The organism is Bacillus sp. 5RYD7K (assembly GCF_059831465.1).
Genome location: NZ_CP191200.1, coordinates 3,205,556 through 3,221,393, shown reverse-complemented (window position 1 = coordinate 3,221,393; position 15,838 = coordinate 3,205,556). Strand labels below are relative to the sequence as shown.

General features: G+C 46.3%; 18 protein-coding genes. All 18 read left to right on the top strand.

The annotated features are described in order from the left end of the window. Positions 1–16: 16 nt before the first annotated feature. A complete protein-coding gene (ftsY, locus tag ACQE26_RS15795; protein WP_047475039.1) occupies positions 17–1,006 on the top strand; it encodes a signal recognition particle-docking protein FtsY in 990 nt (329 codons plus the stop codon). Positions 1,007–1,087: 81 nt separating this feature from the next. After that, entirely contained in the window at positions 1,088–1,858 is a 771-nt protein-coding gene (locus tag ACQE26_RS15790) for a phosphotransferase family protein (RefSeq protein WP_500470026.1), read from the top strand. Between the two features lie 119 nt (positions 1,859–1,977). Next, a complete protein-coding gene (locus tag ACQE26_RS15785; RefSeq protein WP_003154299.1) occupies positions 1,978–2,310 on the top strand; it encodes a putative DNA-binding protein in 333 nt (110 codons plus the stop codon). Between the two features lie 13 nt (positions 2,311–2,323). Further along, positions 2,324–3,664, top strand: a complete 1,341-nt coding sequence (gene ffh, locus ACQE26_RS15780; protein WP_316100225.1) for a signal recognition particle protein — start codon at positions 2,324–2,326, stop codon at positions 3,662–3,664. 105 nt (positions 3,665–3,769) lie between these two features. Continuing rightward, positions 3,770–4,042, top strand: a complete 273-nt coding sequence (rpsP, locus tag ACQE26_RS15775; protein WP_003154296.1) for a 30S ribosomal protein S16 — start codon at positions 3,770–3,772, stop codon at positions 4,040–4,042. Further along, positions 4,042–4,287, top strand: a complete 246-nt coding sequence (locus tag ACQE26_RS15770; RefSeq protein ID WP_007611392.1) for a KH domain-containing protein — start codon at positions 4,042–4,044, stop codon at positions 4,285–4,287. The genes rpsP and ACQE26_RS15770 overlap by 1 nt, the downstream gene beginning before the upstream one ends. Before the next feature lie 88 nt (positions 4,288–4,375). After that, complete coding sequence (locus tag ACQE26_RS15765; RefSeq protein ID WP_060962806.1) at positions 4,376–4,762, top strand: YlqD family protein; 387 nt, start codon at positions 4,376–4,378, stop codon at positions 4,760–4,762. Between the two features lie 4 nt (positions 4,763–4,766). Then, entirely contained in the window at positions 4,767–5,291 is a 525-nt protein-coding gene (gene rimM, locus ACQE26_RS15760) for a ribosome maturation factor RimM (protein ID WP_500470025.1), read from the top strand. Next, complete coding sequence (trmD, locus tag ACQE26_RS15755) at positions 5,288–6,019, top strand: tRNA (guanosine(37)-N1)-methyltransferase TrmD (RefSeq protein WP_045926117.1); 732 nt, start codon at positions 5,288–5,290, stop codon at positions 6,017–6,019. Before rimM ends, trmD begins: the two co-directional genes overlap by 4 nt. 140 nt (positions 6,020–6,159) lie before the next feature. Then, the gene (rplS, locus tag ACQE26_RS15750; RefSeq protein WP_003154288.1) at positions 6,160–6,507 is read left to right on the top strand and encodes a 50S ribosomal protein L19; all 348 of its coding nucleotides are present in this window, start codon (positions 6,160–6,162) and stop codon (positions 6,505–6,507) included. Positions 6,508–6,649: 142 nt separating this feature from the next. Then, positions 6,650–7,498: a ribosome biogenesis GTPase YlqF gene (ylqF, locus tag ACQE26_RS15745; RefSeq protein ID WP_047475028.1), complete on the top strand. Its 849-nt coding sequence runs from the start codon at positions 6,650–6,652 to the stop codon at positions 7,496–7,498. A 72-nt stretch (positions 7,499–7,570) separates the two neighbouring features. Beyond that, positions 7,571–8,338: a ribonuclease HII gene (gene rnhB / locus ACQE26_RS15740; protein WP_060962804.1), complete on the top strand. Its 768-nt coding sequence runs from the start codon at positions 7,571–7,573 to the stop codon at positions 8,336–8,338. Positions 8,339–8,354: 16 nt separating this feature from the next. Then, positions 8,355–10,058 (top strand): glycosyl transferase, encoded by a 1,704-nt coding sequence (locus ACQE26_RS15735; RefSeq protein WP_500470024.1) that lies wholly within the window; start codon positions 8,355–8,357, stop codon positions 10,056–10,058. After that, positions 10,055–10,336, top strand: coding sequence for a FlhB-like flagellar biosynthesis protein (locus ACQE26_RS15730; protein WP_500470023.1), 282 nt, complete (start codon positions 10,055–10,057; stop codon positions 10,334–10,336). The genes ACQE26_RS15735 and ACQE26_RS15730 overlap by 4 nt, the downstream gene beginning before the upstream one ends. A 174-nt stretch (positions 10,337–10,510) precedes the next feature. Beyond that, positions 10,511–11,668, top strand: coding sequence for an ADP-forming succinate--CoA ligase subunit beta (gene sucC / locus ACQE26_RS15725; RefSeq protein ID WP_016936134.1), 1,158 nt, complete (start codon positions 10,511–10,513; stop codon positions 11,666–11,668). A gap of 28 nt (positions 11,669–11,696) precedes the next feature. After that, a complete protein-coding gene (gene sucD, locus ACQE26_RS15720; protein ID WP_060962801.1) occupies positions 11,697–12,599 on the top strand; it encodes a succinate--CoA ligase subunit alpha in 903 nt (300 codons plus the stop codon). A gap of 67 nt (positions 12,600–12,666) precedes the next feature. Next, the gene (dprA, locus tag ACQE26_RS15715) at positions 12,667–13,566 is read left to right on the top strand and encodes a DNA-processing protein DprA (protein ID WP_500470022.1); all 900 of its coding nucleotides are present in this window, start codon (positions 12,667–12,669) and stop codon (positions 13,564–13,566) included. Between the two features lie 181 nt (positions 13,567–13,747). Further along, positions 13,748–15,823, top strand: a complete 2,076-nt coding sequence (gene topA, locus ACQE26_RS15710; protein WP_489202343.1) for a type I DNA topoisomerase — start codon at positions 13,748–13,750, stop codon at positions 15,821–15,823. Positions 15,824–15,838 lie beyond the last annotated feature (15 nt).

Below are 15,838 nucleotides of genomic sequence, written 5' to 3'. Positions count from 1 at the left end.
GGAAAGAGGTTGAAAGATGAGCTTTTTTAAAAAATTAAAAGAGAAAATCACGAAACAGACAGACTCTGTCTCTGAAAAATTTAAAGATGGTCTCGAAAAAACAAGAAATTCCTTCTCAAATAAAGTGAACGAGCTCGTCTCTCGCTACCGGAAAGTCGACGAAGATTTCTTCGAAGAGCTTGAGGAAGTGCTGATTAGCGCTGACGTCGGTTTCACAACGGTTATGGAACTGATCGACGAGCTCAAAAAAGAAGTGAAGCTGAAAAACATCCAGGACCCTCAGGAGGTGCAGTCCGTCATTTCTGAAAAGCTCGTCGACATTTATAATAGCGGCGACGAACAGATTTCTGAACTGAATATTCAGGACGGGCGCTTAAATGTTATTCTGCTTGTCGGCGTAAACGGCGTCGGAAAAACGACAACGATCGGAAAGCTGGCCCACAAGCTGAAGAATGAAGGCAAATCCGTTGTGCTTGCTGCCGGAGACACCTTCAGAGCCGGGGCGATTGAACAGCTTGAAGTGTGGGGGGAGCGTACTGGCGTGCCTGTCATTAAGCAGGCTGCCGGGAGCGACCCTGCAGCGGTTATTTACGATGCCGTACACGCGGCTAAAGCAAGAGGCGCGGATGTGCTGATTTGTGATACGGCCGGCCGCCTTCAGAATAAAGTAAACTTAATGAAAGAGCTTGAAAAAGTCAAACGCGTCATCGAACGAGAAGTGCCTGAGGCTCCGCATGAGGTTCTGCTCGCGCTTGATGCGACGACAGGTCAGAATGCGATGGCGCAGGCGAAAGAATTCTCCAAAGCGACGAATGTGACGGGTATCGCGTTAACGAAGCTTGACGGCACCGCAAAAGGCGGTATCGTCCTGGCGATCCGCAATGAGCTTCACATCCCCGTGAAATTGGTCGGCCTCGGAGAAAAGGTTGACGATCTCCAGCGGTTTGATGCAGAATCTTACGTATACGGTCTCTTTTCTGATTTAGTTGAAAAAGCCGAGGATTAATGAATAAAAAACGAGTATAAAACCGTCCATTTTATACTCGTTTTTTTATACGCATTGATACTCGGAATGGAGGGGCAGTTGTTGGACAAATGGCTGAAAGCTGAATTGGAAAGGAAGATCGGCGCGATAAAACATATGTCGCTGCTGGATGAACAGGGAGGCACTTCAACCGTTCGAAAAATAGTGACCGGCCAAGGCGCATTTCTGCTGAAAAGTTCTTTTCAACAGAGGTATCGGGAATGGTTAAGGAGAGAAGCCTTTGTTTTGCAGAAGCTCACAAAAACTCATCATCTGCCTGTTCCCGTTTATTATGGATTTATACAGGAACGGCACGCCAGCCATATCGTCATGTCATTTGAGGATGGAATCACCTTGACTTCTGCTTTAAGAAAAGCAAAAGGGGATACTGAAAAGAAAAAGCTGATCAAAAGTTTCGGCCAGTTTCTGCAACGGCTGCATGAAACCGAAATGGTACCTGGTTTACAGCCGGAAACAGACTGGCTCGATCTGCAAATCAAACGAGCCGGGGAATATGTCAAAAAAGGACAGGCTGAAGGAAGTGCAGAGCTTTTGAAAGCATTGGACCGGTACAGACCTGTTCCTGTTCAGCAGACAATGATTCACGGTGACTGCACGGCTGATAATGTGCTGGTGAAAGACGGAGAGGTCTGTCTGTTTATCGATGCTGCGGGAATATCGGCGGGAGATCCGCGATATGATGAATCATTAGCGATCCGTCATTTTGTCACAAAGGAAGCATACCTCAATGCTTTTTACGAAGGTTATTGCCGCTATCGTGTATCAAAACAAGAATTCGAGTATTTTAACGGCGGTCTATATGAATTTTTTTAAAAACTTATTATGTAAAAAGAGCCTCATGCTTTGACAAGATAAAAACTTGACACACGCTCTGAAACCATGTAAACTATGTTTTTGTAAAGGGATTTGACTTAACAAAGGGGAGAGCTCAAATGTCGCTCGAAAAAACGACGAGAATGAACTATTTGTTTGACTTCTATCAGTCGTTGCTGACGTCAAAACAAAAGAGCTATATGTCGCTTTATTATCTGGACGATTTCTCCCTTGGTGAAATAGCCGAAGAGTATGACGTTTCAAGGCAAGCTGTTTACGATAACATCAAACGGACTGAAGCGATGCTTGAACAATATGAAGAAAAACTGCTCCTTTTTAAAAAGTTTCAGGAGCGTAAAGAAATGTTTACAAAGCTGAAAGAGCTTGCTTCCGGCTTGCAGGAAGAGGAAAAAATGACGGCTCTGATTGAAGCGCTTGAGAAATTAGATTAGGAGGCGGCAAACAATGGCATTTGAAGGATTAGCCGACCGACTGCAAAAGACGATTTCAAAAATCCGCGGAAAAGGAAAAGTCAGCGAACAAGACGTAAAAGAGATGATGCGTGAAGTTCGTCTTGCGCTTCTTGAGGCTGACGTTAACTTTAAAGTCGTAAAGGATTTTGTGAAAAAAGTAAGTGAACGGGCTGTCGGACAGGAAGTCATGAAAAGTCTGACACCCGGTCAGCAGGTTATTAAAGTCGTAAAAGAAGAGCTTACCGAGCTGATGGGCGGCGAAGAAAGCAAAATTGCCGTCGCCAAACGCCCGCCGACCGTTATTATGATGGTCGGGCTCCAAGGTGCCGGTAAAACGACAACCACGGGGAAGCTCGCCAACCTGCTGCGCAAAAAACATAACCGCAAACCGCTGCTCGTGGCTGCAGATATTTACCGTCCCGCTGCGATTAAGCAGCTGGAAACACTGGGGAAACAGCTTGATATGCCGGTCTTTTCGCTTGGCGATCAGGTCAGCCCGGTGGAAATTGCCAGACAGGCGATTGAAAAAGCGAAGGAAGAGCATCATGATTATGTGATTTTAGATACCGCCGGACGGCTGCACATCGATCACGAACTGATGGATGAGCTCTCCGGCGTAAAGGAAGTCGCAAACCCTGAAGAAATTTTCCTTGTCGTCGATTCAATGACCGGTCAGGATGCGGTGAACGTCGCCAAAAGCTTTAATGACCAGCTCGGTTTAACGGGCGTCGTTTTAACAAAGCTTGACGGGGATACCCGCGGAGGTGCGGCGCTTTCTATCCGCGCAGTCACTGAAACGCCGATTAAATTCGCCGGAATGGGAGAAAAACTCGACGCTTTAGAAGCGTTCCATCCCGAGCGTATGGCATCCCGGATTCTCGGAATGGGTGACGTTTTAACCCTGATTGAAAAAGCTCAGGCGACCGTTGATGAAGACAAAGCCAAAGAGCTTGAGCAGAAAATGAGAACGATGAGCTTCACATTGGATGATTTTCTTGAGCAGCTCGGCCAGGTCCGAAACATGGGGCCTCTTGACGAACTGCTGCAAATGATGCCCGGCGCAGGCAAAATGAAAGGCTTAAAAAACATCCAAGTCGATGAAAAACAGCTGAATCATGTGGAAGCGATCATTAAATCAATGACTGTTCTTGAAAAAGAACAGCCGGATATCATTAACGCCAGCCGGCGGAAGCGGATTGCCAAAGGAAGCGGAACATCCGTTCAGGAAGTCAACCGTCTTTTAAAGCAGTTTGAGGAAATGAAAAAAATGATGAAGCAGATGACCAACATGACAAAAGGGAAGAAAAAAGGCTTTAAATTACCTTTTATGTAATCGGTTATACATGATAAAACCGTTGTTAAGAAAAAACACTTTACAAACACTTTTATCATTGTTAATATACTATCTTGTTGAAATATTTTCGGAGGTGCTAGTAAAATGGCAGTAAAAATTCGTTTAAAACGTATGGGAGCAAAAAAATCTCCTTTCTATCGTATTGTTGTAGCAGATTCTCGTTCACCGCGTGACGGCCGTTTCATCGAAACAGTCGGAACATACAACCCGGTTGCAAAGCCGGCTGAAGTGAAAATCAACGAAGAGCTTGCTCTTAAATGGCTGCAAACAGGAGCTAAACCTTCTGATACAGTCCGCAACTTGTTCTCAAGCCAAGGAATTATGGAAAAATTCCACAACGCTAAACAAGGCAAGTAATGACTGATCAGAACTTGGAAGATTTGATTGTCAGCATTGTGGCTCCGCTTGTCGACCATCCGGAAGACATAACGGTCACAAAAGAAGAGACCGATCAAAAGATTGCGCTGCGCTTATCTGTCAATAAGTCAGATACCGGTAAAATTATCGGAAAGCAAGGCCGGACTGCAAGAGCGATTCGAACCGTCGTTTTTGCAGCTGGCGCACAGTCTTCTAAGAAAGTTCAATTTGAAATATTTGACTGAAAGGGAGAGGGCCGGCACCTCCCCTTTTTTTACACGTAAAAAAGGCAAATGAACAGAAATATGTTGGAAGAGTGGGGAGTCTGGTCCTATGCAGATTATTCACAGGGTAACCGTTATGCAAGTTCTGACCGAGCAAAGCAAGGAAAAGCTTTTGGCCTCTTTTGCAGAAAAAAAGCAAACGCTTGAACGAGAATGCAGCCAGCTCTATTTTCAGCTTAGAAAACATGAAAAAGATCCGCAGAATCCCGATGTGGCGGAATCTTTTAAAAAAGCCATTGAAAAAAGACAAGACAAAATCAAAATGATCGATTTCCAAATAAGCCAGACACATTCGCTCCCGCTCGGAAGCGAAGTGAAGGAAAAGGAGATCGATGCGCTGCTTTCAATCAACGTCGGTGATAACTGGCATGAAAAAACAGCGGCAAATACCATCGTCATAAAAGACGGGGTAGTAATTGAAATTCGCCCGAGGTGATAATATGACAAACAGATGGTTTAATGTAGGCAAAATTGTAAATACCCACGGCATTAAAGGCGAAGTGCGGGTCATTTCTAAAACGGACTTTGCCGAAGAACGGTACAAGCCCGGCAATACGCTCTATTTGTTTGCGGAAGGGGCTGCGGAGCCAATCAAGGTAACGGTCAGCACCCACAGGCTTCACAAGCAGTTTCACCTGCTGCAATTCAAAGAAATGCCGAGTCTTAATGAAGTCGAACACCTAAGAAACATGGTGATCAAAGTCCCTGAAGAAGACTTGGGAGAGCTTGAAGAAGATGAATTTTATTTTCATGAAATCATCGGCTGCGAAGTGGTATCAGAGAACGGGGAACTGATCGGCACAGTGAAGGAAATCTTGACGCCCGGGGCTAATGACGTATGGGTAGTTGCAAGAAAAGGGAAAAAAGATGCGCTCATTCCGTATATCGCTTCTGTGGTCAAGGATATTAATATAAATGAGAAGACAATTAAGATTCATGTAATGGAAGGGTTAATAGACGAATGAAAATCGACTTTTTAACACTGTTTCCCGAGATGTTTCAAGGGGTTCTCGGCTCATCCATCCTGCAAAAAGCACAGGAAAAAGAGGCTGTCCGTTTTGACGTCATCAATTTCCGGGCTTTTTCGGATAATAAACACCAAACGGTTGATGATTACCCGTACGGCGGGGGAGCCGGGATGGTGTTAAAGCCGCAGCCTGTGTTTGACGCCGTTGAAAAGCTGACAGCCGGTACGGACGCCAAGCCGCGCATTATTCTCGTCTGCCCGCAAGGTGAACGTTATACGCAGAAGAAAGCCGAGGAGCTGGCGGAAGAGGAACATCTGATGTTTATTTGCGGACATTATGAAGGGTATGATGAACGTATCCGGGAACACCTTGTCACGGATGAAATCTCCATCGGGGATTTTGTGCTGACAGGCGGAGAGCTCCCGGCCATGATGATTGCCGACAGCGTTGTCAGGCTTTTGCCGGGTGTCCTCGGAAAAGAAGCATCCCACGTGGAGGATTCCTTCAGCACGGGGCTTTTAGAGCATCCGCATTATACAAGGCCTGCAGATTATAAAGGCTTAAAAGTGCCTGAGACGCTTCTGTCCGGCAACCATGCCAAAATAAAAGAATGGCGCAATAAAGAATCAATCAGAAGAACCTTTTTAAGACGTCCGGACCTTCTTGAAAACTATCCTCTCACCGATGAGCAAAGAAAATGGATTTCCGAGTGGGAAAACGAATAGATTCTATTGCGCAGGCAATGAAGATATGATAAGATACTACTTGTGGCTTAAGAAGGCTTATCCTTCAAAAGCTTGAAAACGATGTTCCGCTGTGCCTTGCAGTTGTGGCTAAGAGCATCTGTTGGAAGGAGTTGAAAACGATGCAAAAACTAATTCAAGATATCACAAAAGAACAGCTTCGCACTGATCTTCCTGCGTTCCGTCCTGGTGACACTTTACGTGTACACGTAAAAGTTGTTGAGGGTAACCGTGAGCGTATCCAGATCTTCGAAGGTGTTGTGATCAAGCGTCGTGGTGGTGGAATCAGCGAAACGTTCACAGTTCGTAAGATTTCTTACGGTGTTGGCGTTGAACGTACATTCCCTGTACACACACCAAAAATCGCGAAAATCGAAGTTGTACGTTACGGTAAAGTACGTCGCGCTAAGCTTTACTACCTGCGTGAACTTCGCGGAAAAGCGGCTCGTATTAAAGAAATCAGACGATAATGATAACGAACGAAAAGAGCTTGTTACCCGTAACAGGCTCTTTTTTTATATGACATTTGTAAAAGCGGAACAAGCAACGTAAAATACATAAGAGATCACCGGGACATTCAGTTCCGGCAAATAAGGCAGGTGTCGAAGTCACATGACCATTCAATGGTTCCCGGGCCATATGGCTAAAGCGAGACGGGAAGTAACAGAAAAGCTGAAATTAATTGATATCGTCTACGAATTGGTGGATGCGAGAATACCGATGTCATCGAGAAATCCGATGATTGAGGAAATTTTAAAAAATAAGCCGCGCATTATGCTTTTAAATAAAGCCGATAAGGCCGATGCGGCTGTAACGGCCCAATGGAAGGATCACTTTCAGGGACAGGGGATTCCCTCTCTTTCAATAAATTCCGTTAACGGACAGGGGCTGCATCAAATCGTGCCGTCCTCGAAAGAACTGCTGAAAGATAAGTTCGATAAAATGAAAGCAAAAGGCATTAAGCCAAGAGCGATCCGCGCATTAATCATCGGCATTCCGAACGTCGGGAAATCGACGCTCATCAACCGTCTGGCCAAAAAAAATATTGCCAAGACGGGAGACAGGCCCGGCATTACCACTTCCCAGCAGTGGGTAAAGGTAGGGAAAGAATTAGAGCTGCTCGATACACCGGGGATTTTATGGCCTAAATTTGAAGACGAGCTTGTCGGTTTGCGCCTGGCGATCACCGGGGCGATTAAAGATTCCATTATCAACCTGCAGGATGTGGCCGTTTTCGGGCTGCGCTTTCTGGAAGAGCATTATCCAGACCGCTTAAAGGAGCGTTACGGACTTCAGGAAATCCCTGAGGATATCGCCGCTCTTTTTGACGCGATCGGTGAAAAACGCGGCTGTTTAATGGGCGGCGGACTGATTGACTACGATAAAACGACAGAAGTCATCATCCGGGACATCCGGACGGAAAAGTTCGGCAGGCTTTCATTTGAAACGCCATCAGAATAAAGACGCGCAGCGATGCGGGTCTTTATTTTTTCCGCAGAATACCGATATACATAATGTAAGGGAGAAGAGCACGTGAATACATTAACCGTAAAAAGCGTAAAAGAACGCCTGCAAGAGGTCAAAGATGAAAGAGACCCATTCCTTGCCCAATGTGAAAAAGATCCGAGAAAAAGCGTACAGACGCTTTTAGAGCAATGGCTGAAAAAACACGCGAAGGAAAAAGCCCTTAAAGAGCAGTGGCTGAACATGACGGCATACGAAAGGCTGTCATACAAAAAGGGCTTCCGCCTGATTGCAGGCGTTGACGAAGCGGGAAGAGGGCCGCTTGCCGGACCGGTTGTCGCCGGTGCTGTCATTTTGCCGGCAGAATGCGAGATTCTCGGGCTCACGGACTCGAAGAAACTGTCGGAAAAGAAGCTCGGGGAGTATTACGATCGGATTACGGAAGAAGCCGCAGCGATAGGAGTAGGCATTGTCCATGCGGATGTCATTGACCGGATCAACATTTATGAGGCCGCGAGACTCGCGATGGTAAAAGCGGTCAATGCTTTATCGGAAACACCTGATTATCTGCTTGCAGATGCCATGACGCTTCCGCTTGACATTCCGCAGTCATCTGTTATAAAAGGGGATGCCAAAAGCGTGTCAATTGCCGCCGGAGCCTGCATTGCTAAAGTAACGCGGGACCGTCTCATGGCGGAGTACGCCAAAACCTATCCCATGTACGGCTTTGAAAAAAATAAAGGCTACGGAACGAAAGAACATCTTGAAGCTCTTCAGGCATACGGACCGACAAATATTCACCGAAAAACATTCGCTCCCGTTCAATCTTATTGTTAGAAAAGAGGCTTAAGACATGAACATAAGCGGCGAAATCCAAGCGGCTTTCAGACAGCTGACGTCGGAAATCTCTCAGGATCGGCAAGACGGCGGTAAGGACAGCGGCGAAAAAAGACTGCTGTTAGGGAAGGTTCTCCGTTTGCTGGACGATCAAAGCGCGCTTATCCAAATCGGCGGCCGGACGATGCAGGGAAAGCTTGAAACCGCCCTCCGTCCTCAGGCGTATTACTGGTTTTCTTATGACAGACAGCCGGCGGAAAAAATGGGCCGGCTTCATGTTGTTGACCAATTTGAAGGAAGCCCGAAAACCGTTCAGGAAGCGGCGGGAAGACTGTTAAACGCTCTTTCCGTCAAACCGAACCCGGTATCTCTGCAGATTGCCGAAACGTTTATGCAGCAGAAGCTGCCGATGACGGAAAACAGCCTCAAAGCCTGCATCCGCTGGGCTGAATCGCTTCCGGCCGCCGAATTGAAAAAGGCGGCAGAAACAATCGTATTTGCGCTGAAACAGGAACTGCCCGCGCATGCGGAAGTCTTGTCAGCCATTCATGCCGTTAAATATCCGGTTCCGACCCGCCGCCTTCTATCCGGACTGCTTCAGGCAATCAACCAGGCTCCGCAATCGGCAAAAGAGCTGTCCGCGCTTCAAGAGGCGGTTTCTGACGTGTTAGACGCGGAAACGGATCTTCATGCAGAGCGCCTCTTGAAGAAGCTTGCCGAGGCCGCACGCACGCCGATTTCAGAAACCGGGCCGATGGATAAAGGAGAACAGACGGAATTAAAACAATCACCAATTGTCCGAGAGACTCGTGAAAACGTAAAGGCAGTCTCAAGCCGCCCTTCTCCTCCGCATGCCCGGACAGATACGGAGCTGCCTGAAAAAGCGGCAAGACAGCTTATCGAAAAATTAATGACATCGGCAGAAAAGAATGAAAACCGTCCCGTAAAAGAAACAGCGGACATCATCAAGGCTTTCATTTCTCAAGAAAAAACATTTAAAACAGCACCTGTTCTCCAAAACGTACATCTGACAGAACAGGAGGCGGCTGTTTTCCAAAAAGCCGTTCAGCTTACTGAACTGAAATATGCGGAAAAACATGACGTATTAAGCCTTTTGCAAAGAATCAAAAAAGGGCTGGGCACCCGTGATGAATTATCATTCATTACAGCGCTTGAAAAAGGCGTGACTCCGCAGCCGGAGAAACAAGCGCTGAAAACGGCTCTCCAAGCCGTCCGGACGCTTCAAGACGCGCCCCAATCCGTTAAACAAGAGGCGGAACCACTCATTCATAAATTAAACGGACAGCTGTTTATTGAGCAGCAGAATCCATCTTTTACACAGATGGTGCTGTCATTTCCGCTGGGAGCGTCCGCATATGAGAATGACATCACAGTTCTCTTTAAAGGACGAAAGAAGCCGGACGGAAAACTCGATCCGTCACATTGCAGGCTTCTGTTTTTGCTGCACCTTGAAACGCTGCAAGAAACTGTCGTAGACTGCATGATTCAGCAAAATGTAATGACCATTACGGTTGAAACCGATTTTGAGCTTCAGGCGGCCATCGACCCTCTCGTACCGGCTTTAAAAGAGGCTGTAAAAGAAACGGGGTTCAGCCTGTCGGGCGTTACGGCTAAAAAGCGGCGACCGAAAGACCAGAGCGCTCTTGTGGAAGAGTTTATAGAAAAAGACGGCGGACGAAAAGTGGATGTGAAAATATGAAAGAGCAAACACCGTTAAGAAGAGCTGTCGCCCTGCATTACGACCGGCAGAAAGACCAAGCTCCGAAGGTTATCGCGACAGGCAGGGGGCATGTCGCGGATAATATCATAAAAGAAGCTGAGAAGGCGGGGGTTCCCATTCAGGAAGACAGAACCCTTGTCGAATTAATGCGCCATTTGACGGTTGACGATCAGATACCGGAAGCGCTTTATGAGACCGTTGCTGAAATTTTTTCATTTGTTTACCGACTGGATGAAAGCCTGAAAAACGAAAAATAAGGAACATTCATTTCCCGGACTCCGTATAAATTTATATTTTCAATAAAATAAAAGTTAGAATGTTCGGAAGGATATAAAGATTTTGTTTTGAACCCTAGACAATTCTTCCAGTATTATATAGAATGAAAGCGCAGTCTATTTTTAGTTTTGCTACATAAGTTAGGAGGATGGGAAATGAATATCCATGAGTACCAGGGAAAAGAAGTCCTCAGAAAATACGGGGTGTCTGTTCCTGAAGGTAAAGTGGCTTTTACAGCAGAGGAAGCAGTTGAAAAAGCAGAGAGCCTGTCAAGCTCGGTTTATGTCGTAAAGGCGCAAATCCATGCTGGCGGCCGCGGCAAAGCTGGTGGGGTAAAGATTGCAAAAACAATAGATGAAGTGAAGGGGTATGCCGAAGAACTGTTAGGCAAGACGCTCGTCACCCATCAAACGGGTCCGGACGGACAAGTAATAAAACGCTTACTTATTGAAGAAGGCTGCGATATTAAAAAGGAATACTATGTCGGGCTTGTGCTTGACCGCGCCACTTCAAGAATCGTTTTAATGGCGTCTGAAGAAGGCGGAACGGAGATTGAAGAAGTAGCGGAAAAAACACCTGAAAAAATTAAAAAAGCGGTTATTGATCCGGCTGTCGGCCTTCAAGGCTATCAGGCAAGGGAAATTGCATTCGCAATTAACATCCCGAAAGAGCTTGTCGGCAAAGCCGCTAAATTTATGCTCGGTTTATATAAAGCATTTGTTGAGAAGGACTGCTCTATCGCAGAGATCAACCCTCTCGTCGTCACGGGAGACGGAAACGTCATGGCGCTCGATGCTAAGCTGAACTTTGACAGCAATGCGTTATACAGACAAAAAGATATTATGGAATACAGAGATTTAGATGAAGAAGATCCGAAAGAAATCGAAGCGTCAAAATACGATCTGAGCTACATTTCCCTTGATGGAAATATCGGCTGTATGGTAAACGGCGCGGGTCTTGCAATGTCTACAATGGATATCATTAAACACTACGGCGGAGAACCTGCAAACTTCCTGGATGTCGGGGGCGGCGCAACCGCTGAAAAAGTAACGGAAGCTTTTAAAATCATTCTTTCCGATCAAAACGTAAAAGGAATTTTCGTCAATATTTTCGGAGGCATCATGAAGTGTGATGTCATCGCCGAGGGCGTTGTTGAAGCGACGAGACAAGTCGGATTGACATTGCCGCTGGTCGTGCGCCTTGAAGGGACAAACGTAGATTTAGGAAAGAAAATCCTGAATGAATCAGGCTTAAACATTACATCTGCGGAATCAATGGCAGACGGCGCGCAGAAAATCGTATCCTTAGTTTAGGAAAGAATGAAAGGCAGGGGACCAGATAATGAGTGTTTTTATCAATAAAGATACGAGAGTTATTGTACAGGGGATTACAGGTTCTACCGCTTTATTTCATACAAAGCAGATGCTGGAATACGGCACGAATATCGTTGGCGGTGTAACACCTGGCAAAGGCGGAACGGAGGCAGAAGGCGTACCGGTATTCAATACGGTCGCAGAAGCAGTTCATACAACAGGCGCTGATGCGTCAGTCATTTACGTGCCGGCTCCGTTTGCGGCGGACGCAATTATGGAAGCGGTTGACGCGGAAATTGATCTTGTCATTTGTATCACTGAGCACATTCCGGTTTTGGACATGGTGAAAGTGAAGCGCTTTATGGAAGGCAAGAAAACGAGATTAATAGGGCCGAACTGCCCGGGTGTTATTACGCCTGAAGAATGCAAAATCGGCATTATGCCGGGATACATTCATAAGAAGGGGCATGTAGGCGTTGTATCCCGTTCGGGTACATTGACATACGAGGCCGTCCATCAGCTTTCAGAAGCCGGCTTAGGCCAATCTACCGCTGTAGGAATCGGCGGTGATCCGGTCAACGGCACGAACTTTATTGACGTGTTAAAAGCGTTCAATGAAGATCCTGAAACACATGCCGTCATCATGATCGGAGAAATCGGCGGCACGGCTGAAGAGGAAGCGGCTGAGTGGGTGAAAGCAAACATGACGAAGCCCGTTGTCGGCTTTATCGGCGGTAAAACCGCTCCTCCGGGAAAACGCATGGGCCATGCGGGCGCCATCATCTCCGGAGGAAAAGGCACGGCAGAAGAAAAAGTCAAAACGATGAACGCCTGCGGGATTGAAGTGGCGGAAACCCCTTCTGTAATGGGTGAAACGCTGATTAAGGTGTTAAAAGAAAAAGGCTTATTTGAAACGTGCAAAACTCACTGAACGAAGCAGGGGCAGCCGTAACGGCTGTTCCTGTTTTTACTGTGAAAAAAAGAGGAGGTTGCCAGATTTGGATCAAGCATCGCGCTGTTTAATGGTCTGCAGTATCAATCAAATTATTTCCCCGTCTCTTCTATTAAAATGGTGGAAAGCTGATCACTCCCTGTCTTTTTTACGGGACCCGCATCCATTAACCGTTTTATCAGAAGGGAAAACAGCTCCGAAAGCCATTTTTCGAGAAATAGAGCGCAAGGATCCGGAACTCGATGAAGTTCTGTCCGAATACCGCCGCGAAGGCATTACTGTCATCCCGATTTCATCAAGCCGCTATCCTTCATGGCTTAAAACGATTTATGATCCGCCCGTCGTCTTGTTTGCAAAAGGGAACACGCAGCTTCTTGAAAATGGCCGAAAAATTGGGATTGTAGGCACGCGGAAACCGACGGAGGACGGAATAAAAGCGGTTGGGCATCTTACCGCCGAACTCTCAAAAAAAGGCTGGGTCATCGTAAGCGGGCTTGCATCCGGCATAGACGGATTGTCTCATAAGGCGAGCATCAGGGCAAAAGGGCTTACGATCGGCGTGATAGCCGGCGGCTTCCATCACATTTATCCCCGGGAAAATCTCCTGTTAGCAGAATACATGGCTGAACACCACCTCCTACTCTCAGAACATCCTCCTGAAACAAAGCCGAAAAAGTGGCACTTTCCGATGAGAAACCGTATAATCAGCGGATTAAGTGAAGGAATTGTAGTCGTGCAGGGAAAAGAAAAAAGCGGTTCATTAATCACAGCTTACCAGGCCCTCGATCAAGGGAGAGAGGTATTTGCCGTTCCCGGTTCCATATTTAATCCATATTCCGGAGGACCTATAAAACTCATTCAAGAAGGGGCGAAAGCTGTATTGTGCGCAGAGGATATTGACGGAGAGCTGACCGCCCGATGCGTTCAGTATACGGAACCCTTTTGAAATATCGTTTGACAAACGGTATTGTAATATTTAATAATAGTGAGGATTTAAAGTTGCATATTATTTTCATGTATAAAATGACGTTCATCATAAAGAATGAAATGTTGAAAGCCATAAAAAGGCAGCTCTAAAATGAATTGATACTTGAAAAGAGAGAGAACACCTCTTGAGGGGGATGAAAATGTCTGATTATCTAGTCATCGTCGAATCGCCGGCAAAGGCGAAAACGATTGAACGTTATTTAGGAAAGAAATATAAAGTCAAAGCTTCAATGGGACATGTCCGGGATCTTCCAAAAAGTCAAATGGGAGTTGACATCGAACAGAACTTTGAACCGAAATATATTACGATCCGCGGAAAAGGCCCTGTTTTAAAAGAATTAAAAACAGCGGCAAAGAAAGCAAAAAAAGTCTATCTCGCGGCCGACCCCGACAGAGAAGGGGAAGCGATTGCATGGCATCTCGCGCACAGTCTTGATCTGGATCTCAGCTCTGACTGCCGGGTCGTCTTTAATGAAATAACAAAAGACGCCATTAAGGAATCATTTAAACATCCGCGCATGATTAACATGGATCTTGTCGATGCGCAGCAGGCGCGCCGTATATTAGACCGGCTCGTCGGATACAAAATCAGCCCGATTCTTTGGAAAAAAGTAAAAAAAGGCCTCAGTGCGGGCCGCGTGCAATCCGTTGCGCTCCGGATTATCATTGACCGGGAAAAGGAAATCAACGACTTTAAACCTGAAGAGTACTGGACGATTACCGGCTCATTTCTAAAAGGAAAAGAGACGTTTGAAGCCGGCTTTTTCGGAAAAAACGGCAAAAAGCTTCCTTTAAAAAGCGAAGAAGACGTAAAAGCCGTTCTTGCTGAGCTGAAAGGCAATAAGTATACAGTAGACAAGGTTACGAAAAAAGAGCGGAAACGAAATCCCGCTCTGCCGTTTACAACGTCCACCCTGCAGCAGGAGGCTGCAAGAAAGCTGAATTTCAGAGCGAAGAAAACGATGATGATCGCTCAGCAATTATATGAAGGAATTGATCTCGGCAAAGAAGGTACAGTCGGACTCATCACGTATATGAGAACGGACTCAACGAGGATTTCCAACACAGCCGTTGAAGAGGCGTCAGCTTTTATTGATCAGGCGTACGGAAAAGAGTACTTAGCGGGAAAACGGAAACCGGCAAAGAAAAATGAAAACGCTCAAGATGCCCACGAAGCGATCCGCCCGACTTCAGTACTCAGAAAACCTGCTGATTTAAAAGCGGTGCTTGGCAGAGACCAGCTCAGATTATACAAGCTGATTTGGGAGCGCTTTGTTGCAAGTCAGATGGCGCCAGCCGTTCTGGATACGATGAGTGTCGATCTCAGCAATAACGGATTGACATTCCGGGCAAACGGAAGTAAAGTCAAATTCGCCGGCTTCATGAAAGTCTATGTAGAGGGTAAAGACGATCAGCTGGAAGAAAAAGACCGCATGCTTCCAGACCTTAAAGAGGGAGACACGGTTTTGTCGAAAGATATTGAGCCAGAGCAGCACTTTACTCAGCCGCCGCCGCGTTACACAGAGGCGCGCTTGGTTAAAACGCTTGAAGAACTCGGTATCGGCCGTCCTTCCACATATGCGCCGACTCTTGACACGATCCAGCGGCGCGGTTACGTGGCATTAGACAATAAACGGTTTGTGCCGACTGAGCTCGGACAGATTGTACTGGATCTCATCATGGAGTTTTTCCCGGAAATCATTAACGTTGAATTCACGGCAAAAATGGAAAGAGACCTTGACCATGTTGAAGACGGTCAGACAGAATGGGTTCAAATCATTGACAGCTTCTATTCCGATTTCGAAAAGCGTGTGAAAAAAGCGGAAGCCGAAATGAAAGAAGTGGAAATTGAACCTGAATACGCCGACGAAGATTGTGAGTTATGCGGCTCCCGGATGGTTTATAAAATGGGCCGGTACGGCAAATTCATGGCGTGCTCCAACTTCCCTGACTGCCGGAATACTAAACCGATTGTTAAACAAATCGGCGTGAAATGTCCTAAGTGTCATGAAGGAAACATTGTCGAACGAAAATCAAAAAAGAAACGCGTCTTTTACGGTTGTGACCGTTATCCTGACTGTGACTTCGTATCTTGGGACAAACCGATTGAACGAAAATGCCCGAAATGTGAAAATATGCTCGTAGAGAAAAAGCTTAAAAAAGGCATACAAGTCCAATGCGTCGAATGCGATTATAAGGAAGAACCACAGAAGTAGCGGTGAGCAGAGCCT